This window comes from Paenibacillus sp. EB106-05-06-XG162 (assembly GCF_058791655.1).
In genome coordinates this window covers 199,959-222,335 of the sequence record NZ_JBYTDT010000010.1, presented here as the reverse complement: position 1 = coordinate 222,335, position 22,377 = coordinate 199,959, and the positions used below count along the sequence as shown (strand labels likewise).

At 49.0% G+C, this 22,377-nt stretch carries 20 protein-coding genes; 10 read left to right on the top strand and 10 right to left on the bottom strand.

The window, feature by feature from the left end:
* Positions 1–112 precede the first annotated feature (112 nt).
* A complete protein-coding gene (locus AC3WU2_RS20675) occupies positions 113–1,078 on the top strand; it encodes a HAMP domain-containing sensor histidine kinase (protein WP_492456945.1) in 966 nt (321 codons plus the stop codon).
* Here AC3WU2_RS20675 and AC3WU2_RS20670 read toward each other — a convergent pair.
* Positions 1,029–1,865: a helix-turn-helix domain-containing protein gene (locus AC3WU2_RS20670; RefSeq protein WP_492456944.1), complete on the bottom strand. Its 837-nt coding sequence runs from the start codon at positions 1,863–1,865 to the stop codon at positions 1,029–1,031. The two genes, AC3WU2_RS20675 and AC3WU2_RS20670, sit on opposite strands and share 50 nt — an antisense overlap.
* Positions 1,866–1,990: 125 nt before the next feature.
* Here AC3WU2_RS20670 and AC3WU2_RS20665 point away from each other — a divergent pair, with 125 nt between their 5' ends.
* The gene (locus AC3WU2_RS20665; protein ID WP_492456943.1) at positions 1,991–4,999 is read left to right on the top strand and encodes a glycoside hydrolase family 2 TIM barrel-domain containing protein; all 3,009 of its coding nucleotides are present in this window, start codon (positions 1,991–1,993) and stop codon (positions 4,997–4,999) included.
* A gap of 68 nt (positions 5,000–5,067) precedes the next feature.
* Here AC3WU2_RS20665 and AC3WU2_RS20660 read toward each other — a convergent pair whose 3' ends face one another.
* Together AC3WU2_RS20660 and AC3WU2_RS20655 are read right to left on the bottom strand one after the other, a co-directional pair.
* Positions 5,068–6,390 carry a DUF4179 domain-containing protein gene (locus AC3WU2_RS20660; protein WP_492456942.1) on the bottom strand — a complete coding sequence of 441 codons (1,323 nt, stop codon included), beginning with the start codon at positions 6,388–6,390 and terminating at the stop codon, positions 5,068–5,070.
* Positions 6,383–6,895 carry a sigma-70 family RNA polymerase sigma factor gene (locus tag AC3WU2_RS20655; protein ID WP_492456941.1) on the bottom strand — a complete coding sequence of 171 codons (513 nt, stop codon included), beginning with the start codon at positions 6,893–6,895 and terminating at the stop codon, positions 6,383–6,385. Before AC3WU2_RS20655 ends, AC3WU2_RS20660 begins: the two co-directional genes overlap by 8 nt.
* Positions 6,896–7,179: 284 nt before the next feature.
* Between AC3WU2_RS20655 and AC3WU2_RS20650 the strand changes: the two genes are divergently transcribed.
* The 5 genes from AC3WU2_RS20650 (at position 7,180) to AC3WU2_RS20630 (ending at position 12,919) form a co-directional block, all read left to right on the top strand.
* Positions 7,180–8,571 (top strand): erythromycin esterase family protein, encoded by a 1,392-nt coding sequence (locus AC3WU2_RS20650; protein WP_492456940.1) that lies wholly within the window; start codon positions 7,180–7,182, stop codon positions 8,569–8,571.
* A 153-nt stretch (positions 8,572–8,724) separates the two neighbouring features.
* Positions 8,725–9,180: a signal peptidase II gene (gene lspA / locus AC3WU2_RS20645; RefSeq protein ID WP_492456939.1), complete on the top strand. Its 456-nt coding sequence runs from the start codon at positions 8,725–8,727 to the stop codon at positions 9,178–9,180.
* 108 nt (positions 9,181–9,288) lie between these two features.
* Entirely contained in the window at positions 9,289–10,644 is a 1,356-nt protein-coding gene (locus AC3WU2_RS20640) for an erythromycin esterase family protein (RefSeq protein WP_492456938.1), read from the top strand.
* Between the two features lie 140 nt (positions 10,645–10,784).
* A complete protein-coding gene (locus AC3WU2_RS20635) occupies positions 10,785–11,471 on the top strand; it encodes a response regulator transcription factor (protein WP_492456937.1) in 687 nt (228 codons plus the stop codon).
* Positions 11,472–11,503: 32 nt separating this feature from the next.
* Positions 11,504–12,919 (top strand): sensor histidine kinase, encoded by a 1,416-nt coding sequence (locus AC3WU2_RS20630; protein WP_492456936.1) that lies wholly within the window; start codon positions 11,504–11,506, stop codon positions 12,917–12,919.
* A 21-nt stretch (positions 12,920–12,940) separates the two neighbouring features.
* Here AC3WU2_RS20630 and AC3WU2_RS20625 read toward each other — a convergent pair whose 3' ends face one another.
* The gene (locus AC3WU2_RS20625; protein WP_492456935.1) at positions 12,941–13,798 is read right to left on the bottom strand and encodes a LysR family transcriptional regulator; all 858 of its coding nucleotides are present in this window, start codon (positions 13,796–13,798) and stop codon (positions 12,941–12,943) included.
* A 122-nt stretch (positions 13,799–13,920) separates the two neighbouring features.
* Here AC3WU2_RS20625 and AC3WU2_RS20620 point away from each other — a divergent pair, with 122 nt between their 5' ends.
* From AC3WU2_RS20620 to AC3WU2_RS20610, 3 genes are all read left to right on the top strand, one after another.
* A complete protein-coding gene (locus AC3WU2_RS20620) occupies positions 13,921–14,868 on the top strand; it encodes a DMT family transporter (protein WP_492456934.1) in 948 nt (315 codons plus the stop codon).
* Between the two features lie 185 nt (positions 14,869–15,053).
* The gene (locus AC3WU2_RS20615; protein ID WP_018757346.1) at positions 15,054–16,334 is read left to right on the top strand and encodes an ArsB/NhaD family transporter; all 1,281 of its coding nucleotides are present in this window, start codon (positions 15,054–15,056) and stop codon (positions 16,332–16,334) included.
* A gap of 22 nt (positions 16,335–16,356) precedes the next feature.
* On the top strand, positions 16,357–16,638 hold the full coding sequence (locus AC3WU2_RS20610) for a hypothetical protein (protein ID WP_492456933.1): 282 nt from the start codon (positions 16,357–16,359) through the stop codon (positions 16,636–16,638).
* 50 nt (positions 16,639–16,688) lie between these two features.
* On the opposite strand, the gene AC3WU2_RS20605 is transcribed toward AC3WU2_RS20610, so the two are convergent.
* The 6 genes from AC3WU2_RS20605 to AC3WU2_RS20580 all read right to left on the bottom strand — a co-directional run bounded on the left by AC3WU2_RS20605 (position 16,689) and on the right by AC3WU2_RS20580 (position 22,331).
* Entirely contained in the window at positions 16,689–17,414 is a 726-nt protein-coding gene (locus AC3WU2_RS20605) for an Rv2686c family ABC transporter permease subunit (protein ID WP_492456932.1), read from the bottom strand.
* Positions 17,411–18,124, bottom strand: a complete 714-nt coding sequence (locus AC3WU2_RS20600) for a fluoroquinolone export ABC transporter permease subunit (protein WP_492456931.1) — start codon at positions 18,122–18,124, stop codon at positions 17,411–17,413. Before AC3WU2_RS20600 ends, AC3WU2_RS20605 begins: the two co-directional genes overlap by 4 nt.
* Entirely contained in the window at positions 18,121–18,975 is an 855-nt protein-coding gene (locus AC3WU2_RS20595; protein ID WP_492456930.1) for an ABC transporter ATP-binding protein, read from the bottom strand. The genes AC3WU2_RS20600 and AC3WU2_RS20595 overlap by 4 nt, the downstream gene beginning before the upstream one ends.
* On the bottom strand, positions 18,968–19,600 hold the full coding sequence (locus AC3WU2_RS20590) for a TetR/AcrR family transcriptional regulator (RefSeq protein ID WP_492456929.1): 633 nt from the start codon (positions 19,598–19,600) through the stop codon (positions 18,968–18,970). The genes AC3WU2_RS20595 and AC3WU2_RS20590 overlap by 8 nt, the downstream gene beginning before the upstream one ends.
* A gap of 146 nt (positions 19,601–19,746) precedes the next feature.
* Entirely contained in the window at positions 19,747–20,709 is a 963-nt protein-coding gene (locus tag AC3WU2_RS20585) for a metallophosphoesterase family protein (RefSeq protein ID WP_492456928.1), read from the bottom strand.
* Positions 20,709–22,331 carry a DUF4091 domain-containing protein gene (locus AC3WU2_RS20580; protein WP_492456927.1) on the bottom strand — a complete coding sequence of 541 codons (1,623 nt, stop codon included), beginning with the start codon at positions 22,329–22,331 and terminating at the stop codon, positions 20,709–20,711. Before AC3WU2_RS20580 ends, AC3WU2_RS20585 begins: the two co-directional genes overlap by 1 nt.
* Positions 22,332–22,377 lie beyond the last annotated feature (46 nt).

The window sequence follows — 22,377 nt, the reverse complement described above, 5'->3', positions numbered from 1 at the left end:
GTTCTTTGCGGGTGCCCTATACTATTTCTTATACTATATCTATGATCATTTGGGTGTCCTTCAAGGTGTTGCGGATGTGTTTCTGCGCTTTGTTCCGAGGAGTTTTATTTTTATGTTTGTCCTTATTCTCCTCATCGGATTCTGTTTATTCCTATGTTACCGCCATGAGAAAAAACGATATATTACGATGCGAATCCATCATATGATCGGGGAGATCCGTCATATCGCCGCAGGCAATTTTCATAAGCAGGTAGAAGTTGTGGATTCGTATGAGCTGGGTGATCTAGCCATGAGCATTAACAACATTGTCTTTCAAGCGCAGAAGTCTATGGAAGAAGAACGGATGGCCGAGAAAATCAAAAATGATCTCGTAACCAACGTCTCCCATGATTTGCGTACGCCTCTGACGTCGATTCTTGGTTATCTCAATTTAATTAACGGCGATAAATATCGGGATGAGGTGGAGCTTCGGTACTATACCCAAATCGTGCATGATAAAGCAAAGCGTCTGCACGAGCTAATCAATGATTTGTTCGAGTTTACGCGTATGCAGAATAAAGGGATGATCCTGAATAAAGAACCGATTAATTTGGCCGAAATGCTCGATCAACTGGTCGTTCAGTTCGATCCTCAGCTTAAGCAGGCAGGGATGGAATGTCGGCAGCAATATGAAGTGGTACATCCGATCGTCCCGGCCGATGGCCGGAAGCTTGTCCGTGTATTCGAGAATCTCATCTCCAATGCGCTGAATTATGGCAATGAAGGTAAGTACGTGGATATTCTCCTGCGGGATACGGAACGATCCGTCATCGTCGAAATTACGAATTACGGCGAAGGGATTCCTGCGATTGATCTTCCTCATATTTTTGATCGATTCTATCGGGTGGAGAAGTCTAGGTCCGAATATTCCGGGGGTTCAGGCCTTGGGCTTGCGATTGCCAAAAGTATTATGGATCTCCATGAAGGAGAGATCCACGTCAGCAGCGATTCCGAACGTACGACGTTTCAAGTCTGGCTTCCGAAAGATCCTAGCGTTGCGACGGGACGTAGCCATACATGCGACGATGGAGCCTCGTAAAATAGGTGGGCTCCATTCCGACATAGGCCGCTGCTTGGCGAATCGTAATATCCGTGTGCTCATTTAATAAGGTTAATGCCGTCTGCATTCGAATATGCTGCAAATATTGCAGGGGCGTCTGACCCAGCTCATCGCGAAATAAGCGGGTGAGCTGTTTTTGTGAGTAGCCAACATGGGCCGCCAGCTGCGTCATCGTAATGGAACGGTTCAAGTGGTCATGCAGAAATCGCACGGCGCTCTCGACGGCAGATTCCCGATAGCGATTCAGTCTGCTGTGGAACATCGGCGTATCGCCGACCTGGAACAATTGGTTCTGCCGTTTGATCTCCAGGAAGAGCGAGAATAATACCTCCGTCGTTAACCATGGATCTTCATGCGTGCCAGAACTTGCCCAGATTCGCTCGATCAATGGGAAAATCGTGGCGATATCCGCTAGGCGGGAATAGGATGGTGACGCACCGAACCCCCAGCTTGCCAGCATCCCCTCGCGTCGCTCTACGAAAGTCACATACCCCACATGCCAAGTTTCTCCCTTCAGGGATACATATTCATGCGGCAAGCCTTCCGGAATGTACAGACAAGTACCGGGGTCAATAATGTCCCATTTGTCCTGTCCGAGTTTACGGAAACGGCCGGAGCCTGAGAAGGTGAATAGAATTTGTTTGGCAGAGAATCCACTAAGCCGTGTAATCGGAATTTGAATGTCTGTGCCGACCGTGTAGACGGAAAAGGGGATATCGAATTCAATGTCCCGTCGCATGTTGCTGCGTAAAGGCAGTGTTTGCATGGGGTTCCTCCTTATAGGTTTATTGTTATGTCCATTTTGTACGATGTTTTGTCTGTTTTGGTTCCTATGAATTGATGGTACCTCACCTCTATAATAAGAGCAAATCGAATCGAAGGAGTGCTCTTATGACATCGCTTACAAAATACTGGGAAAACCTTGATGTGTTGCAGATCAATCGGCAGCCTGCCCGGGCTCATTATATCCCTTACCCTGATACAGCTGGCGCCAAGCAAGGAAAACGCGGACATTCCGCTTTCTATCAAACTTTGAATGGAAGCTGGAAATTTCAATATTATCGCAGCGTTCAAGAAGTGAACGGTACGTTCTATGCGACGGATGTTGATGTGAACGGGATGGATGATCTCATCGTCCCCTCTTGCTGGCAGACGAACGGTTACGATCAGATGCACTATACGAACGTAAATTATCCGATCCCATGTGATCCCCCTTTCGTACCGGATCAGAATCCGGCAGGGGTCTATGTACGGGATTTCCAATTGCCAACACAGTGGGAACAGAAGGAGACGTATGTTGTATTCGAGGGCGTTAATTCTTGCTTCTATCTGTGGGTGAACGGCGCGTTCGTAGGTTACAGCCAAGGCAGCCGTATTCCAGCGGAGTTCGATTTGACGGAATATGTGAAACCGGGTCAGAACCGTATGACATTGCTCGTCTTGAAATGGTGTGACGGTACATACCTAGAGGATCAGGATGCATGGCGTTATTCAGGAATCTATCGGGATGTGTATCTATTATCCCGGGAGAAGACACACATTCGCGATGTATTCGTGAATACGGATCTCACATCCGATTTCTCGCATGCCACACTTCGCATTGAGATGGAGACGACGGGAGACGTCGCGGTCCGTGCGCAATTGCAGGATGCGAGCGGTGCGCTTGTCGCTTCCGGCGAGTCGAATATGAACGGGCAAGGGACATTGACACTGGAAGTAGCACATCCGACGCTCTGGAATGCGGAACAGCCGTATCTCTATGAACTGTATCTCCAAGATGGAACGGAGACGATCCTCATTCGCGTTGGCTTCCGTAACGTTGAAATTCGTGACGGCATCTTCATGGTCAATGGCAAGGCGATCAAGCTCAAAGGGGTGAATCGCCACGATTCGCATCCGAAGCTGGGACAGACCATTCCAATCAACCACATGATTCAAGATTTGAAGCTGATGAAGCAGCATAACGTGAATACGATTCGAACGTCGCATTATCCGAATGACCCACGATTCCTCGAGCTATGTGATCAATTTGGATTCTATGTCGTGGATGAAGCGGATCTTGAAGCCCATGGGGTGGGCGCTGTAGGCAAACCGCATTGGTTGTCGGCTGACCCCGCATGGAGAGAATCATATGTGGACCGCGTTGTTCGCATGGTGGAGCGGGATAAGAACCATCCATCGATCATTATGTGGTCGCTCGGGAATGAGTCCGGTTATGGCGTAAACCACGTCGCGATGGCAGAATGGGCAAAGGCAAGGGATGCATCGCGTCTCGTCCATTATGAAGGAGAAGCGCCATTCGGGGATCATCATACGAGTGTTGAATGTCTAGACGTGAAGAGCGTGATGTATCCCTCGATGCAGGATACGGAAGCGTATGCACTCGATGGGACGAAGACTAAACCGTTCTTCCTCTGTGAATACTCGCACGCGATGGGCAACGGGCCGGGCGATTTGAAGGATTACTGGAACTTGATCTATCAATATCCGAAGCTGATGGGTGGCTGCGTCTGGGAATGGTGTGATCATGGGATTGCGGCGGTGAAGCCGGATGGACAGCCGTATTATGCTTACGGCGGTGATTTCGGAGATAAACCGAATGACGGCAACTTCTGCGTCGATGGCTTGGTAACACCGGATCGTAAGCCGCATACGGGGCTGCTGGAATTGAAGCAGGTTCTTGCGCCAGTCTCCATAGAAGCCGTCGATGTAGCCAAAGGGATGCTGAAGATTACGAACCGATATGATTTCATAGGTCTATCGCATCTTGCGCTGCATTGGAAAGTCGAGCAAGAAGGCCGCGTCCTGGAGCAAGGTCAGATTTGGCAGTTGGAGGCTGCTCCGCAGACGACCGTTGACGTGCAGCTCCCTTACACGATGCCGGAGCATGCGGATCGCGGGACATATCTATCCGTGTCCGTCTGGCAGAACCAAGAGAATGCATGGGCGCCGATGGGCTATGAGGTGACCTTCGAATCCTTCACGTTCAGCGATGCGTCTGCTCCAGCTGTAATACCGCCGGCGCATCAATCGGGTCCGATCACCGCCATCGAGGAGGAAGGGCGCTTGTCCATCCGTGGCCTTCATTTCGAGCATGGCTTCGATCTTGAAGCTGGCGTAATACAGTCAATGACCAAGCACGGCGTGAAGCTGCTATCGAAGCCTATGCAGTATAATCTCTGGAGAGCACCTGTAGACAACGATCCGCGCCATGAATGGATCCGTGAAGGCTTCGATAAGGTGCAGATGAAGGTATACAGCAGCGCATGGGAACAACCGGAGCCAGCTCGGGTGACGGTACGCGTATCCTTCTCGCTAGGCGCTTATATTCGTACACCATTCCTCCATGGGGAAGCGCTGTGGACGGTAGAGGGTACAGGTGAAGTAACCATGGCGGTGAAGGTGAAGGTTCGCGAAGAGCTTCCGTTCTTGCCTCGATTCGGACTAGAACTGACGATGCCGGCAGGCTCGGAAGAAGTCGAATACTTCGGCCATGGACCGCATGAGAGCTATATCGATAAGCGCCAGAGCGTTCGCAAAGGGAAATATCTACTTACGGTGGATGACATGTATGAGGCCTATGTCATGCCACAAGAGCATGGATCACGTTACGGCACCGAATGGGCAGCTGTATCGAACGAATTGGGCATGGGGCTACATTTTGCCTCCGCAGAGCCGTTCTCCTTCAATGCCTCCCATTACACGCCAGCGGATCTGACGGCGGCGCGTCATACGTATGATCTTGTACGGCGCGATGAGACGACGGTTCATCTGGATTATAAAGTAAGCGGTGTGGGATCAAGGTCTTGCGGACCGGAGCTGATGAAGCAATATCGACTTGATGAGAAGGAATTCGCATGCGAGTTCGTCATTCGTCCGATTTTCAAGGAAGATGAGTAATCATAGAACAGGAACAAGGCACGCCCTTCGGGCGTGCCTTCATACATTGTGTGTGCCTTGGTTTAACATCATTCAAATGTAATCATCTTCCCATTCACACGGACCTCTTTCATATTTTGCAATTCAACGGGAGAGGTTGGAAAGTATTTCACACTCATATTCCCTTTAGCCCCTTGAGCAACAGCATGATTGTATGAAACTTTCTTGCCATCCTTCATCGTCATTTCAACCACGACCTGATCGGGGTTTGTAATATTCCCTTTCACACGGATTCCCATCGGTTGAATTATAATATGATCTAACTTCACATGCCCAAGGTCAATATTCCGAGCGATTTTTTTTGAGGGATCCATCGCTTCAATTTGGAAAGTTGTTGCCCATTTCCCCTCCGTGTATTTTTTATTTTTGACAAAAAAGCTATGTAAAGAATAATTGGAAATCTGGGATGTATTTACATCGAAAATATACTCGATATATTGCCTTCCATACCCTGTGTTTCCTTGCTCATCTACGCCAAAATTCATCGAACCACTAGGATCAATACGTTCACCATCCGCGTCCAATAGATATAAAGATCCATGATCATCGATACTTTCTTTCCATTTCGTCTGTACATGAAGTCTCCCATTAACAACGCCAATATTAGATATCTGTGCAAAATCTATAGGAGGTAAGGCCATCGTTTTCTCGTCGACTTTCAAGATATCAACGATACCCATTTTCTCGAATTCAGAGTATAATTCACCCCCGCCACCAGGGATATTGTTCATATCAAGTTTCATCGTTTTAGGGGCTTCATGCACGATATCGGCAAGTTTAATGTCCGTAGCAATTTGACCGTAATACTCTTTACCGCTCAGAAATGAACTTATACGAATCGTCACTTTTTTCCCATTCAATTGATGTCCGCCATTCGCAATCATTCGTATCGTTGCCTTCTTTGTCTTCTCGTTATAATCGACAAGCTCATGGGAGAATATGTTGGCACCGTCAATCGAGTAATTGTACAAATCGACGGTTCGATCTACTCGATCACCCGTTAAGTCTTGCAGCGTTAAATAAACGAGGGTGGTCTCATCATCACTCATGGCCGCGACAACTTCCATTTGGATTCCCTTATCCTCAGAAACCAATTCTATAGGTTGAAGAAATCGAGCCAGTGCTGGGTCAATCATCCGGATAAGATCCTGGAATACAGGGATTTTGGACGCCATCACAGGTACCGAAATCATGACACAGATACATACAATGACGACAACAGCCCATGGTTTTTGAATATATCTTTTCTTATGTAAAGAGGCACATCGTATTCTATCTTCCAGATCATGACTGACGGTCAATTCGGCTAATCTAGCATCAATGATATTCTTAAGATTGTTATCACTACGCATCCTCGCACCAGCCCTTCAATTTCCCTTTTAACGATTCCCTTGCCCGCTTCAATCTTACCGAGACCGTGGATTCTGGTATTTGTAGCACCTCTGCGATCTCACGAATTTTCATATCTTGATAGTAATACAGAAGAAGCACTTCCTTATATTTCGAAGACAGCTTGATGATCTGGTATAGAAGTGTGTCATCTTCAAAGTCATGCATTTCTGCAGGTATATTCTCTAGAATGACGGATCCATCGATACGCCTCCACCATGAACTGCGCAGATAATTCTTACAGACATTGATTGCTATACGCATAATCCATGTCTTTTCGCTAGATTTCCCTTCAAATTGAGAGTAACTTGTATAGACCTTCACAAAAGTATCCTGAACGGCATCCTCTGCTAGGCGAAAATCCTTGAGATACAGGAAACACATACGAAGCAGGGAATTCCCATAATCCGAAATCAATCTTTGCAGGTCTGGCTCTTCATTTCGATCAGGTGCCGTCATAGAAATCATTCCCCCATCCTCCTCTCAGCCATTAGACACAAGAAACCTGCGTTTTCTTTCATTATTTTACAAAAAAAAGAAGACGAGTAGTCAATATAAGGAGAATAAAGACATGAGTTGTTGTAATGCGGTCTGGTAATCGAGGTCAAGAACTTCATCCGAATAAGGGAAATTGCCTAACCTATTGAAATAAACCTATCCTCACTTTTAAATAAAAGTTAAACACAGCATAACCTCTTTTTAACTCTCTATTGCTACCATGAGAAGGAACAGGATAGAGAGGGGAACATTAAATGAAACACAAACTACAGAAGTGGGCGATTCTAGGTATGATCTGCATGTTGGGAGCCAGCGCCCTGCCCATAACGAACTCAGCACATGCAACTGCCGCTATTCAACCGTATAAAGATGAATTGGCGACATGGAAGCAGTGGGTGAAACAACAGGCTGTTCCGATACGAATCCAACCTAACCATTCGAATTCCATATCGAAGGACTCATTTCAAGATTTGCAGTTCTTAAAGCCGCTATTGAAGGACAAAAGGATCGTCAGTCTCGGGGAAGCGTCCCATGGCGCATCGGAATACAACTCGGCCAAAGTGAGACTCGTGCAATTCCTGCACGAAGAGATGCAATATGACGTCATTGCATTCGAGTCCCTCTTGGGAGATACTAGCGCCGCATACGCCCATTTAGATGCAGACTCCCCGGAGGAGACGATGAACAAAGCCGTCTATGGCGTGTGGCAGGTAAAGGAGAATTTACCGCTGTTCGAGTATATCGCAAAGTGCAGCAAGACTGACCACCCGCTCATCTTAACCGGCTTCGATGTGCAAGCGACGACAGAGCCGTTCATTGCGTTCGGAAAAGAATGGTTCGGTAAGGTCGATCCCAGCCAAGGCCGCCGCTTCGAAGAAGCTGAGAAGCGTTTCCTCGAGGTACAAAGCTATGATGACATGAAGAAGTTCCGTGCAGCACGTGAAGAGCTGATTCAGGAATACCGGACACTTCAGACGTTCGTCACTTCGAATGAAGTGAAGCTAGCGTCGCTCGTACCGCAGCATACAGACATGGTACCAATCATGAAGAGGGTATTGCAGAATCGTATCGACGTACTCGATACCTATGTGGAGCATATGGTCCAGATGTGGATTGATCAGGATGCGAAGCATCTTCGAGAAGGAAGCTATTTTAGAGACAAAATGATGGCTGACAACGTAGCCTGGTTAGCTGAGGACATGTATCCTGATAAGAAAATCATGCTATGGGGACACAACTATCATATCCGGCGCCATAACTCGACCATGATTACCGAGCATAATGGGATGGGGTTCGCCAACGATCCGTATCCGACGATGGGCGAGATGCTGCCAGTCAAGCTGCAGCGTCAACATTATGCGATCGGGTTGTATGCCTATGAAGGCAGTTCCCTGAAGAATAACAACAAGTCAGAAGCCGTTCTGCCTCATGCAACAGGCAGCCTTGAGGACATTCTACATGCCAGCGGAAATCCTGCTTCATTCATCGATCTAGAGAATGCTCCGTTGAAGAAAGAAACGTCGTGGATGTACACCCCTCGCGTTGCGAAGGCATGGGGCGTGCTGGACGAAGTGATGGTCGTCCGCGATCAATACGACGGTCTTGTATTCATCCAACAGATTCATCCTTCGAAGCGTATAAAATAATCCAATCGTCTCCTCTGACACGAGGACGAGAAGAGAAGAAAAGAGTTCACCTTCGGGCGTGCCTTTATTTTCAGATGCCACATGTTTTGTAGTATGATGAGCACAAGGCAGTTACTTGATTGTTCATAGGCTGAGAAGAAAGTGGGTGTCGCTATGTGGTTTTATATGATCGCGATGGTTGTGATCTTGATCGATCAGGTCTCGAAAATTTGGATCCGGATGAACCTGGATATCGGAGATAGCTTGTTCTTCGGACGACGAGAGATCACGCATTATGAGAATAGCGGGATGGCATTCAGTTTATTCCAAGGTTACGCGTGGTTATTCGGGGTGATCGCCATCTTGTTCGTTATCGGTGTGTTCTATTATCGCAGCATGGGTGCCTGGAAAGGCCGATTGGCGGATATGATCGCTGGTTTCTTGGTCGGCGGTGCGGTTGGCAACGGGATTGATCGTCTGGTGTTCGGGCAGGTCACGGATTTTATCATGTCTCGATCGGGGAGAGGCATTCTCAATCTAGCGGATTATGCGATCAACATCGGTATGATCCTGCTCGTCTTATATATGGCCGTGAGATTCGTGAAGAAGCGGGTCTGTCACGCGCATTGAGGAATTATTCTCTTATCTTTATAGATTCCTTAGAAGTTCCTGTTACGATGTCTCTGCATGGTAAGAGAACGACGTAATAACGGATTTCGAAGGAGGAGAACATTCAACATGCAAGCAACGAAACGATTAACAGGTATCATGGCCCTGGGCCTAGCATTTTCACTATTACTATCGCCAGTGAGCGCCTCGGCGACCGCGCAGAAGAATACAGGGGCGAAGGAGAATATCCAAGAGATTAAATCTTTGACGTCATCGGACTATAAAGATTTAGCGTTTCTGAAGCCGATCTTGAAAGATAAGACGGTCGTTAGCCTTGGCGAGAATTTCCATCGTGTCGCAGAATACAGCAGCATGAAGACAAGGTTGATCAAATATTTACACGAAGAGCTGGATTTTGACGTGATTGCATTTGAGTCGGGCCTTGGGGATTCTTTCATGACGTATGAGAATGCAGGAACATGGACATCGCAACAAATGATGGAGCGTTCGATTTTTCCCATCTGGCATTCCAAGGAGACGCTGAATTTATTCGATTACATCAAGAAGAAGCAAGGGACGAACGATCCCTTATATCTAGCAGGTTATGACATGCAGTTCACATCAGGGTACTTAACGCAATTTATTGCCGGTTGGATTGCCAAGGTAGACAAGGATCAGGGCGAGAATTATTTCAACTTCGAAATGCAAGCGATGACGGATTTCTATAAGGTGCTCAACCAATATGGCATGGACGATAGTCATCCGGAGGCGAAGGCAGAAATCAAGAAGGTGAAGGATGCGTACGAACCGAAATACAAGGCGTTGATCCAGTTCATCCAAGAGAACAAAGAACAACTTGCGGCGGCTTACCCTGCGAACCCGCATATGGTGGATATCGCTGTCAAGACGTTGGAGGATCGGGTCAAATTCATCGAGATGGGGATGTACGATACGAAGGAAAGCTATGAATTCCGCGATCGGATCATGGCTGACAACGTGGAGTGGTTAATGAAGGTGATGTATCCCGGCAAAAAAGTAATTTTATGGGCGCATAACGATCATCTGGCGAAGAATACGTCCAAAATCGAAACGAAAGAACAAGGGAAATGGATCAACAGCTTTACGAGTATGGGAGAATTGCTGCACAAGAAGCTGAAGGATAAGGTCTATGTGATGGGTCTGTACATGAACAGCGGTAAGGCGAGCACGATCACGACACAGAAGATCTTCGATATTCAGCCGATGCCGAAGGGGAGTCTGGAACAGCTGATGATGCAGAGCGGCTATAAGATTGCGTTTGCGGATCTATCCAAGCACAAGTCTCCGAACAAAAATAATGCTTGGATGTTCAAGCCGATCTATGCAGCCGAGGATGGCATGACGTCCGAGATCATTATGCCGATGTCGATGCGATTCATTCCGAAAGAGCAATATGACGGGATCATCGTCTTCGATAAAGTCAAAGAACCGACAACGAAGTTCTAACTCGGTTATACCTGAAAATTTAATTGTTCCCCCTGTCGTGAACACCGTGTGTGCCGCTGCAGGGGGATTTTTGGCGCACAAGAAGGTACAATGTGGGGATAGGGCTGCTAGATTGATAGACGAGAAAGGAAATCCAAGAGATGAGAGAAAAGATATTAATAGCCGATGATGAGCGAGAAATCGTCGAATTTATGCGCGATGCGCTGCAGGATGATGGGTATGAGGTATCGGTGGCCTATGACGGCAAGGAAGTGTTCGATCGACTGGGAGAGACGCCCGACTTGATCATCCTGGATATTATGATGCCGCATCTCGATGGGCTCGAAGTATGCCAAGCGATACGTGACCGGGTCTCGTGTCCGATTCTGTTCTTAAGCGCGCGCTCCAATGAAGCGGATCGGATCCAAGGACTCGCCGTCGGTGGCGATGACTATATCGTGAAGCCTTTTAGCATGCAAGAATTGAAGGCGAGAATAAGAGCGCATCTTCGTCGGGAGCAGCGGAGCCATCTTGATCATCAGCCGAAGCTGCTGCACCAGGGCGATCTCACGATGGATCTGGACAGCCAGCAGGTATTCTACCAGAACCTCCCGATTCCGCTGACCAGCCGAGAGTTCGAATTGTTCCAGCTTCTCTTCATGCATCCGAATCAAGTATTCTCGCGGGAACAAATCTATGAGAAGATCTGGGGATTCGATGCGGAGGGAGACGCAGCCACAATCACCGAACATATCAAAAATATCCGGGCGAAGCTGGCGTGCGCAGCACCGGAGAAGACCTTTGTTACGACGGTATGGGGGGTAGGATACAAATTCGAAAGGAAGTAAAGGCAAGTCGAAAACCGCTGCGCAGGCAGTTTATGGGCGCATTTACACTCGTCCTTTTCTATAGCTTCATCGGCTCGATGCTGGTTTGGGGCAGTACGCTCTATGTTCTGATTCGTCAGACGGACAAGAGCATTCTTCCAGCCAATTATTATGAGCAGCAAATTCCCCAGATTCTAGGTTATGTGGATCAGCAAAAAGACGACTTATTATCTCCATCGATGCAGAATGCGCTGGAACGTGTAATTCCGACGAAAGGCATGCAGTATCAAATCGTGAATCTGAAGGGGCAAATCGTCTACGGCTGGAAGGGGGAGACCTTCGTCAACAGCCCGGAGGATGTGCTAAGCAAGCTGAACCGTAGCGAGAAGAAGGGCGGGAAATATATTAACTACCACCCGATCCTTGATTCACAGAAAAAATTAAAGGGGATGCTGGTGCTGCGATACAGTTTAAGTGTATCCTCCAACAACCCTGGAAACGGGCTGCTCGTTACGCTTATTCTGAGCAGTTTGATCGCACCGTTCTTCTTCATCGTCTTGTTCTCTTTTATTTTCGCGAGAAAATTGGGCAAACGGCTCGAGCCGTCGATCGCACGGATCATCGGGGGAGCTAGACGAATCCAACAGAATGACCTGAATTTCTCCGTCGCAGGAGCGGGTGGGTCGAAGGAGCTGATCGAGCTCTCCGATGCCTTCGAAGAGATGCGGATCGCGCTGGAGCAATCCTTGAAGCGGGAGTGGAAGCTGGAGCAGGAGAGACGCGACATGATCTCTGCGATTGCCCATGATTTGCGGACGCCGCTGACGATCATTCAAGGTCATGTAGATAATTTGGTTGAGAGCGGTTCACGCCGTCCCGAACGGTTGGAGAAGTACTTGTTAACCATTCAGAACAGCACGCAGCGTGCGGACAAAATGCTGACGGAATTGCTGTTCCTGAATAAAATCGACACGCCTGATTTTGTCCTCCAGTATATGAGAGCGGACTTACTCGCCTTCTGTGAGCGGAAAAAAGATGAATACGCATTGTTATGCCGTGAGAAGGGGATTGCTTTTGACTTCTCTTATGTGAATAGGCGATGCGACCAAGAACAGCAGTTTCTTCTGGATACATCACGGTTGGAGCAAGTATTCGATAACGTGATTACCAATAGCTTGCGATTTACGCCAGCGGAGGGAAGGATCGAGTGGACGGTCATCGTAGACGAGACGCAGATTACCTTTGACATGAAGGATACGGGGAAGGGGTTCAGCGCTCTTGATTTGCGGCGGATGTTCGATAAATTCTACTCGGGCGATCCATCTAGATCTCTAGACAAAGGCCATTCCGGGCTTGGATTGTATACAGCACAGCTGCTTATTGCGAAGCACGGAGGGCGTATTGAAGCGGGAAACCGTGTTGAAGGCGGTGCACGGGTGATCATTACGGTGCCATGTAAAAAAGCCTGAAGAAACTCATCGTATGAGTCTTCAGGCTTTTTGCTGCAATAATTCGATGAATTTATGGAACGCGCTTGTCTTGAAATGATCCCGTCGATAGATGAACTGTACGGTCACATGGCGGTAATGATCGGGAAGGGGATGGACCTGCACCGAGCCTTCCATTTCCTTGCGACGAATGACAGATCGAGGGACGATGGTTGTGCCGAGGCCTGCAGCTACGCCGCCGAGAATCGCCTCCAAGGTTCCGAATTCCATGATCTCGGGCACAGGGAGCCCTTCCTCGCGCAGCCAACTCTCCATCGTACCGCGATGATAACAACCCACGCTGAAGAATAGCATGGGCTCCATCAGCACATCGCTAAGCTTGTTAGCACCTGGCTCGGAGATGAGGACAAGCTCCTCGGGGAAAACCGGGATTTGTTCCAGCTCGGCATGGGGCAAGGGTCCGTTCACGAAGGCTCCATCCAGCTCATAGCGAAGGACCTTCTCGATCAGATCATTCGTATTCGAGCTAAGCAGCGATAGCTTCACATCCGGGTATTGCCTGCGGTAGTTCAGCATCAGGGAAGGCAAATGGACGGCAGCTGCCGTCGTAATGGAACCCAGCTTCAGCGAGCCGCTCGGAATATCGTTATCTAACATTTGTTTATGTGCCACATCGAGCAGCGATAGAATTTTGTCAGCGTGGCCCAGCAAAGTCTGGCCAGCTGTTGTTAAGATCATCCCGCGCTTGCTCCGATGGAATAAGGACGTATTCAATTCCTGTTCCAGCTGTTGAATGCGGGCGGTAACGTTCGACTGCACATAGCCGAGCGAACTGGCGGCTTTTGTAATCGTTCCTTCGCGTGCTACAGCTTGAAATATTCGCAGATCTCCGCTCTCCATCTGTCTGATCTCTCCTCATCCATCAGAAAAAGTGATTTTTAACATCTTTTATTTTCATTTTACATGATGGTTATTCGCTTGTAAAATCAAGAAAAATGATGGAACAGAAATGAGGAGCGTTAATGAATAAAGGATTGATTGGTATATGTATTCTACTAACTACGGTGGTCGGCGGATTGAATTATACGATGGCGAAGCTGGGACTGGATGTAGCTTCTCCGTTCCTGCTGCTCGCGATCCGGTTCATTGGTTCGGGTCTGCTCCTACTGCCCTTTGTCATTCGCCGGCAACATCCGCGGGCCGCGAAGCAATGGCTGCAAGTGGCTGGGGTAAGTCTCTTTCAGACGATCTTGGTCATGACGTTTATTTACCTCAGTCTGCACACGATTTCCGCGAGCACATCGGCGATTCTGTCGTCGACGAATCCGATTTGGACGATTCTGTTCGCGTTTCTCTTCTTCGGAGCACGTTATCGGGTGGTACAATGGGCGGGCGTTGTCATCGGGTTTATGGGCGTCATCGTTACACAGAACTTTAACATGCAGATGAATGAAGGGACGATTTATGCGCTGCTCGCCGGGATGTTCTGGGGCTTCGGCACATTAGTAGCGTCTCGATGGAGCCAAGCGATGGACACCTGGGTATTAACGGCGTATCAAATGCTGTTCGCAGGGGTTGTACTCTTATTGGCTAGTCTGACCCTTGAGCAGCCTTATCTGCACCTTGCGAGCAACGGTAACTCATGGGGGCTAACCCTGACCGTGCTGATCTGGATGATCTGCTTCAGCTCGATCTTTCAGTTCTTGCCCTGGTTCTACGTGCTCAAGCATTACAGCCCTTCGAAGGCAAGCACGTTTATGTTCCTTGTCCCGCTCTTCGGTATACTGTCGGGAGCACTCATTCTAGGCGAGACTATTCATTGGTATGTCATTGCGGGAGGGCTCTGCACAGGGATCGGCATTACCTTGGTGAATCGCCCAGCCAAGCCGGTTCGGGATGCGTTGAAGTTAGGGAGTTCAGGCCAAGCTAAGGGGAAAATAAATGGGGTATATTGTTCCGTGCGTGAATGATGTTTATGTCCGAATCTTTGGGAAATTCTTTACACGTGAATCTAAACCATGTATATTTAATAAATCTAAAGACTTAAATTGCACATAGGGATGTTCGGAGGAGCCTGTCACCAACAGGCTCTTTTTGTGTGCATAAAATGGTAAATTATGTAAACCATAATAATGGATAGGGGGAAAAGAAAGACATGGAGCAACAAGCGATTTGGGCTATCGGTATTTTCCTAGTTATTTATGCACTTATTATTTCGGAGAAAATTCATCGTACGATCTTGGCGATGATTGGGGCCATCCTCATGATCACGCTCGGGATTGTGGACCAGGATACGGCGATCCACCATATTGATTTCAACACACTGGGGTTATTGGTGGGTATGATGATTATCGTCGGCATTACGTCGAAGACGGGGCTGTTCAAGTATATTGCACTCAAGGCGGCCAAAGTCTCCAAAGGGAAACCGAAACGAATTATGATCGCGCTCGCCGTGATTACGGCGGTGAGTTCCGCTTTCCTTGATAACGTCACAACCGTATTGCTCATGGTTCCTGTGACGCTTAGCATTACAAGACAGCTTCGGATCAATCCGCTTCCGTTCCTCATCACGCAGATTATTGCGTCGAACGTAGGGGGGACGGCTACGCTCATCGGGGATCCACCGAATATCATGATCGGGAGTGCGGTGAAGGAGTTAACATTCGTCTCGTTTATCAGCAATTTAGCGCCGATTGCCATCATCATTTTGGTTGCTTATCTGCCCATCTTCTTATGGATGTTCGGGAAGAAGATTCAATCAACACCAGAACTTCAGCAGCGCATTATGGAGATGGATGAAAGGACTATGATTACGGACCGGAAGCTGCTCTATAAATGTCTGACGGTTCTTGGGTTGACGATTATCGGGTTCTTCCTGCATCAGCTGGTTCATCTGGAATCCGCGACGGTTGCCTTGGCCGGGGCGTTCTTGCTCCTCTTGATCACGGGCGAGCATATGCTCGAAGAAGCCTTGCAGCATGTGGAATGGACGACACTGTTCTTCTTCATCGGATTGTTCGTGCTTGTATCCGGCCTTGTCGAGACAGGGGTGATTGCGAAGTTAGCGGAGCAAGCTATTGAACTGACCGGAGGAGACCCGTTGATGACATCGATGCTCATCTTATGGTTAAGCGCCATCGCATCGGCCTTCCTCGATAATATCCCATTCGTCGCTACGATGATTCCGATGATTCAAGATATGGGGACAATGGGGATTACGAATCTGGAGCCGTTGTGGTGGAGTCTAGCGCTCGGAGCTTGCCTCGGCGGGAATGGTACATTGGTCGGTGCTAGCGCCAATCTAATCGTGGCAGGGCTTGCAGGCAAAGAAGGTTATCCGATTTCATTCATGAAATATTTGAAGATCGGCTTCCCGCTGATGATTCTATCGATTGTACTATCGAGTATTTACTTATACGTCAGATACTTAATGTAGCGAAAGAAAGGACGGATTCGATATGTTAACCTACACGTACGATTCGAGCATCATTGAGATTCGCGAGAGTGCCAATGAACAGGATATGGAATTCCGCATTCGGGCCTTAGGCGGCGATGTGATTGATGCGGCGATCAAACGGGTTCAGGGGCGATTCGAGCAGAATGAGATATTAAGTGATGTGTATTCTTATGTGTACAAAAATCACGAGTATCAATTCATTGTGCGGCAGGACTTCTACGAGGAGTTTATACTGGCGCTGATGAGATATCGATTATTGCAGCGCGTACAATGGGACGAATAAGCAGACGACCGCTCCTTGGATCAAGGGAGCGGTCGTTTGCTGTATATAGCTTAATCGATTCGTCGCAGGAAGACGCGAACTAAGCCTTGCAGGAGGATTAGATGCAGCACCAGCCCGATGACGAAGATGATCGTGGATCGAACGGGTTCGCCTGCGAGGTCTGTGAGCAGCGCTTTGGCTGGCCAGAATGTCGGTAGCCACACGGCAGCGTACTGCCACGGGAGTGGAACGAATGAGACCACGACAGGTCCGGCGAATAACAGCCCGCACAGCTTGGAGAGTGCCAGCCCTTCCACTTTATTCGCAGCAAAGGCGGCAAGGAACAACGTAAGGCATGGCGCCTCAAGGGTAAGCAGAATCAGCGCGTATAGACTGCCTAGTCCCTTGTCTGCGAGCCCAGAGAATAGATAGAAGGAGGCCGTTAATACAAATGCCAACAGGCTGGGCAGAAATAAACGATAGATGAAGTAGCCTTGGCGGGCAAGCGGCGTCACGGCATAGTAACTGATCATGTTCTCATCGCGTTCATCGAGCATGAGCAGCCCCGCCATCGTACCGGGCAAGAGCGGGATGGCGACGACCAGGAATGTCGCAATGAACTCGGTGTAGTCTGCTAAGCGAAAGTCATAGTGCAGCTCGATCCACTCCGATAACGGGAGATAGCCAAATCGAGCGAATAAGATGACGGCAAGAGGGCCGAATAGACTGGCCATCAGCATCGGGTCCTTGAACGTCTGCCGGGTATCCTGAACGAGCAGCGGATAATAGTTCCTCATCGTCCATCCCTCCTTTCGCCTATTCTTTGCAAAATCCGGCGTTCGAAGGATCGCTGTGCCCAGAGAAAGGCGATCCCATTCCATACGATCAGAATGGCTAGGGCATAGACGATCTCCCGCCATGATAGTGGCCTGAGCGCCGATTGAAGCAGAAGAAGCGATCCGTGCGTCGGGAAGATCAAGTACAAGCTCTCGCGGCCGATGCCGAAGAAATAGAGCAGCGGCAATGCAAATGGCAGGGCATAGACTTGTGAGAGCAGGATAAACCCATTAATGGATCGAGCGTGCGAGACGACGCCGATGGATAAGAAGGTGAAGAAGCTGGATGAGAGCAGAATGCTGAGCGTGAATAGGATTGGCGACGTGGGTACACCGATCGAGAAGCCGTGAATCACCCATGCGGCGCTGGCCGATAAGACCGAGATGGACAGGGCTTTGGCAATCAAATATTCTTGCAGCCGAAGTGGGGTGGCGAAGAGATGGTGGTGTATGCCTTGATCCTTTTCCAGTAAAATGATGCCTCCAGCTAGAATCAAACCGACTGCGCTTGGATCCGAGAAGGTGAGCAGAATCACGATGGATGCTTGGTTATCTGCAGGAACGAAATGCAGCAGTAGCAGGTAGAGAAGACAGACGAGAATGTATACCCCATAGAAACCGTGCCGCCATTGGAACCGAATATCATGTGCAAGTGCGCTGCCCCATCTCATACCAATGTTCTCCCTGTCACGTCAATGAAGATCTGATCGAGTGTTGCTTCCAGGGAATGCAGCGTCTCAATGGGATGCTGTCGAATCAACTGTAGGAATCGTTCATTGTCCCCTAGGTCATGGGTCGGGAATTCCTCGATATGTTTCTCATCTGAATTCGTGTATTCGAGCCGAACTCGTTGCTGCCCATGATGAAGCTTCAGGGCTCGCGGCGAATCAATGAGCGGAATTTGTCCATCCACGATAAAAGCCACTCGATCACATAGTTCTTCGGCCGCATGCATGTTATGCGTCGTGATCAGCACCGTAGTCCCAGCAGCCTTCTGCTCTAAGATCAGATCTTTCATAATCTTGGCATTGAGCGGATCGAGCCCCGAAGTGGGTTCATCGAGGAATAGGATGTCGGGATGATGGAGAATGGACCGGCAGAAGTTCAGCCGCATTTTCATGCCTTTCGAGAATTGGGACACTTTCATATGGGCGGCCTGATCGAGCCCAACTTTATCGAGTAAATCCATCGGATCGTCTTTGGATGCTCGGTACAACGATTGGAACAGCTTCAAATTCTCAAGTGCTGTAAATTTACTGTAGAAATTCGGGAATTCGAAAGCGACGCCGATCCGCTCATAATAATCAGAACCTAGATGACGTATTTCTTGGCCTTGGATTCGCACGCTCCCTGTGTAGTTGCGCAGCGCGCCGATTAATATTTTCTGGGTTGTGCTCTTGCCCGCCCCGGAAGGCCCGAGAAATCCGAAAACTTCACCACGGGCAATCGAAAAATCGATGCCTTGCAGGGTCTTTTTGTTCATCCCCGGATAGCTGTATTCCAATTGTTCGACGTCAATCATCTTGTGATCCGTCCTTTCTTGTACTTCTCGCAACCATGCCTTCTGCCAATACGTCCACGAGAAGTTCGATGGTTGGGTGATAGCTGTGCTCGCCGATTTCCTTCTTATGCAGAGACAAAAGGACAATCGCCCGGAACATGCTGACGATGAGTTCAGGCTCGACATCCGTTAGAATACCGCTATCCTGCCAATTCTTAACGACGGGCATCATTGCATCTTGATCATCACGATAGTTCTGCTCGAGCAGTTCATGCGGCAGCTTGCGGAGGAGGTATTCGAATTCTCCTTCGAGATACATTTGGCGAATAAGCGGGTTCTCGCTCATGAGGCGAAATCCGTCTAACATAAAGTCGCGAATACTCTCTTGGGTTACCACAGCATTCGAAGCGATCGATTGAAGCAGCTCTTCTCGAATCGAGGCTTCTTCCATCAGCAGAATCTCATAGCAGAGTTCTTCTTTGGATTTATAGAACAGATAAAAAGATCCCTGAGCAATCCCGGATGCCTTCGTTAAATCTTCAACACTTGTTTTTTTGAGACCCAAGGTTTGAAAGCTGGTTTGCCCTGCCTTGAGCAGCTTCTGTTGGATGAGTTCTTTCTCTTGATCATTGAATTTTTTAGGCATAGATGGAATTTCACCTCAAATTATGATTATGTGAATAATTTTATTTTATATTCATAAAGAGATCATAGGACGATTGGATGAAATTGTCAAGCGTGCTAAAAGACCGAAGAACTTCACGATTACGTGGGGTTCTTCGGTCTCTGTTGTTATTTCGTTCCGATTTGTACCTGTCGTCCTTCCGGTTGATGGGCAGGCTGATTGTGTACAATCGAGCCATCCTCCAAATGCAGCCACGTATCGAACGCACGCGCTCCAGCAGTCAATTGAATCACCCTCGCACCGGTCAAGAATGGTTGATCCAGATCGGCGTAGCGTGAAGTACGACCATAACAGAGCCGGATGCCGTGCAGCGTTCCCCAGAAATCATTGGCGTGGTCATGACCAACGAATGTGCCCATGATATCACCCATCTCGATCATCGCGGCGAAGAAGCCCGTATTGATCCATGGCGCACAGATGTCTTTTTCCAGCTTCTGGCCGTAACATACCGAGAAGTCCCACACGTCATTGTACTCCGGAAGCGGGATGTGGAAGAATCCGAGTGACGGCAGTGGTTCTCCGCCATGCTGGGCGGTTAAACGATACGATTCGTTCGTGTACCAGTCTATCTGGCTGCGGCGGATCCAATCGTAGAAGCCAAGGCGCGAATACTCGAGCGGCGAGTAACTGCCGGAATCGAGAAAATACAGCGCCGCTGCAGGCTGCTGCGAATCATCGTTAATCGTTAGAACATAATTGCCTACGCCGTGCACATTCGGCGGATCTGGCTTGGCGTAACAATATTTATGTGTCAATTGCAGCGCGTGGAGCTGCTCGCGCGTCACATTCGCGGCTTCGGAATCATGGTTGCCGAACACGGCTGCCCACGGAATCTCCATCTCCTCGGGGATGGCTGCAGCATTGCGAAAAGCTTGAGCGACATCCGCACATCCTCCGCTTGCAATGACATCGCCGGTATAGACGACCAGATCAGGCTCCTCATCTTCTATTACCCGTCGCATCATGGCTTCCATCTTAAGCTCATCGTCTCCGCCATTGCAGAACTCGGTATCTGTGAACTGTACAATTTTGAAAGTCCCGTCCTCGCGGAACTTGAGTTGTTTGCGCATTACACTCGCTCCTCCACATTGGAATCCTGCTGAATATAGGAGGACAAAGTCTCGAGGAGCTTCCGATAGGCCTCATCGAAGACGAACAAATCGGTATTCACTTCCGTGAAGCTGGTCATGCAGGTGTTCAAGATTTCATCGGCCGCCTCGCGGTTATATGCCGCAAGCTGCTGGAGCAACTCATAATCTTCAACACCCGATCGCATCGCTTCCAGTCGCATACTGAGCAGCGGTCCGTCTGCACCCGGATAGACAATATGGGTATCCCCTGCAGGGACGCGGCGCGAATGGACACTCGGCGCAAGGAATGGACAAGTCAATTCATACGGGTCTTGGTCACCCAAATATTGATTGAAGCCCCAATGGAGATAACCCGTTAGGCCATACTTGTAATTCCCCCAGTGCAGATAGCGCGTCTTCAAGAGATGCAGGTCCATGAAGCGGTTCAAATAGTTGCCGCCTGGATTCCAGCAGGTGTAGAACCAGGCGGTATCGCCTAACTTCTGAACGCGTTCGAAGTGTTCACGGTGTTTATCAAAGCCCTCATTCGTCGGCACCCAAATATCCATGGAGCCTTCGATCGCCGGATAGATCATCGCTTCAATCAGCGGAACCCCTGGCATGAACTTGCGTACGATGCCGGACAATATCCGGAAATCCGCAGCGGATTCTTCGATCGGTTCATCCGCGATATGCTGAATGGTCATACCTAACCAGCCATGTTCGCTTAGGAATTGATGCCATGCCGTCAAGAATTGCGCGAGGAAGGCGAACCCTTCGGATCCGGTCGCGTCGATCTTGTTATCATAGGACAAGACGAAATTCGGCGCATTCCAATCTGTCCGTCCGGCGACATGTCCGCCCTCGATGCCAGTAAACCCAAACTCGAGGAACAGGCGGATCAACCGCTTAGCACGCGAGAAGTCAAAGGTATACTGTCCATCCACAGCTTGAATTTGAATGAATTCGAGGCCCACGAGGAAGTGGGTTTGCTTGGCTCTGCGCATCGCTACGCCGTATTTGCGGACCATCGCCCAGAAGGGCTCCGACCACAATTCGAGCTGATGCTTCTTCGCGATATTATGGATCGACATCCAATTCGTCGTCGAGAGTGTAGCTTGCTCGGGAACGCTCGCATGAACAACCTGAAGCGTCACGGGAATCGCGAGCAGTTCATCGCCAATCCACAATTCGAGAACACCCGAATAGTCCGCTGCGGTTAGCGATAGAGGAATGTCCCAACTGACATACAGCGCTTCCGTAGCCGACCGTGACGAGAATGCAGGACCGACAGGCTGCAGCGCATCATAGACGCGGAACGGAGCGAGGCGAGTCGCGTAATCCACAGGGGTGCCCACCGGCACCGTCGAGACGTCCGGTCCTGTATTCTCGTTCACGAGGACATCGATCATTTGGTAGAGTTCCACATCGAGTCCAGCCTGAGACGACGGTCTATAGCTCCAACGAATCTCTGTTTCCGCAGGTACGTGATTGATGAGAATCTGACAGCTGGCACGGCTCCCGCGCGCAGCTATCAGAGAAATGCTGCGGGTTCCATCGCTGGATACTGCACTATCCGAGAATAACCATTCATTCGTGCTAACGACTTGATAGATTAACATGGCAATTGGCCTCCTTTTAGGTTTGATGAATAGAGATTCGTAGCGC

Excerpts from the sequence above, each read along its gene's own strand:
- AC3WU2_RS20675 (WP_492456945.1), top strand. The coding sequence starts at position 113 with ATGTTTGTCCTTATTCTCCTCATCGGATTCTGTTTATTCCTATGTTAC.
- AC3WU2_RS20670 (WP_492456944.1), bottom strand. The coding sequence starts at position 1,865 with ATGCAAACACTGCCTTTACGCAGCAACATGCGACGGGACATTGAATTC.
- AC3WU2_RS20665 (WP_492456943.1), top strand. The coding sequence starts at position 1,991 with ATGACATCGCTTACAAAATACTGGGAAAACCTTGATGTGTTGCAGATC.
- AC3WU2_RS20660 (WP_492456942.1), bottom strand. The coding sequence starts at position 6,390 with ATGCGTAGTGATAACAATCTTAAGAATATCATTGATGCTAGATTAGCC.
- AC3WU2_RS20655 (WP_492456941.1), bottom strand. The coding sequence starts at position 6,895 with ATGATTTCTATGACGGCACCTGATCGAAATGAAGAGCCAGACCTGCAA.
- AC3WU2_RS20650 (WP_492456940.1), top strand. The coding sequence starts at position 7,180 with ATGAAACACAAACTACAGAAGTGGGCGATTCTAGGTATGATCTGCATG.
- lspA (WP_492456939.1), top strand. The coding sequence starts at position 8,725 with ATGTGGTTTTATATGATCGCGATGGTTGTGATCTTGATCGATCAGGTC.
- AC3WU2_RS20640 (WP_492456938.1), top strand. The coding sequence starts at position 9,289 with ATGCAAGCAACGAAACGATTAACAGGTATCATGGCCCTGGGCCTAGCA.
- AC3WU2_RS20635 (WP_492456937.1), top strand. The coding sequence starts at position 10,785 with ATGAGAGAAAAGATATTAATAGCCGATGATGAGCGAGAAATCGTCGAA.
- AC3WU2_RS20630 (WP_492456936.1), top strand. The coding sequence starts at position 11,504 with ATGGGCGCATTTACACTCGTCCTTTTCTATAGCTTCATCGGCTCGATG.
- AC3WU2_RS20625 (WP_492456935.1), bottom strand. The coding sequence starts at position 13,798 with ATGGAGAGCGGAGATCTGCGAATATTTCAAGCTGTAGCACGCGAAGGA.
- AC3WU2_RS20620 (WP_492456934.1), top strand. The coding sequence starts at position 13,921 with ATGAATAAAGGATTGATTGGTATATGTATTCTACTAACTACGGTGGTC.
- AC3WU2_RS20615 (WP_018757346.1), top strand. The coding sequence starts at position 15,054 with ATGGAGCAACAAGCGATTTGGGCTATCGGTATTTTCCTAGTTATTTAT.
- AC3WU2_RS20610 (WP_492456933.1), top strand. The coding sequence starts at position 16,357 with ATGTTAACCTACACGTACGATTCGAGCATCATTGAGATTCGCGAGAGT.
- AC3WU2_RS20605 (WP_492456932.1), bottom strand. The coding sequence starts at position 17,414 with ATGAGGAACTATTATCCGCTGCTCGTTCAGGATACCCGGCAGACGTTC.
- AC3WU2_RS20600 (WP_492456931.1), bottom strand. The coding sequence starts at position 18,124 with ATGAGATGGGGCAGCGCACTTGCACATGATATTCGGTTCCAATGGCGG.
- AC3WU2_RS20595 (WP_492456930.1), bottom strand. The coding sequence starts at position 18,975 with ATGATTGACGTCGAACAATTGGAATACAGCTATCCGGGGATGAACAAA.
- AC3WU2_RS20590 (WP_492456929.1), bottom strand. The coding sequence starts at position 19,600 with ATGCCTAAAAAATTCAATGATCAAGAGAAAGAACTCATCCAACAGAAG.
- AC3WU2_RS20585 (WP_492456928.1), bottom strand. The coding sequence starts at position 20,709 with ATGCGCAAACAACTCAAGTTCCGCGAGGACGGGACTTTCAAAATTGTA.
- AC3WU2_RS20580 (WP_492456927.1), bottom strand. The coding sequence starts at position 22,331 with ATGTTAATCTATCAAGTCGTTAGCACGAATGAATGGTTATTCTCGGAT.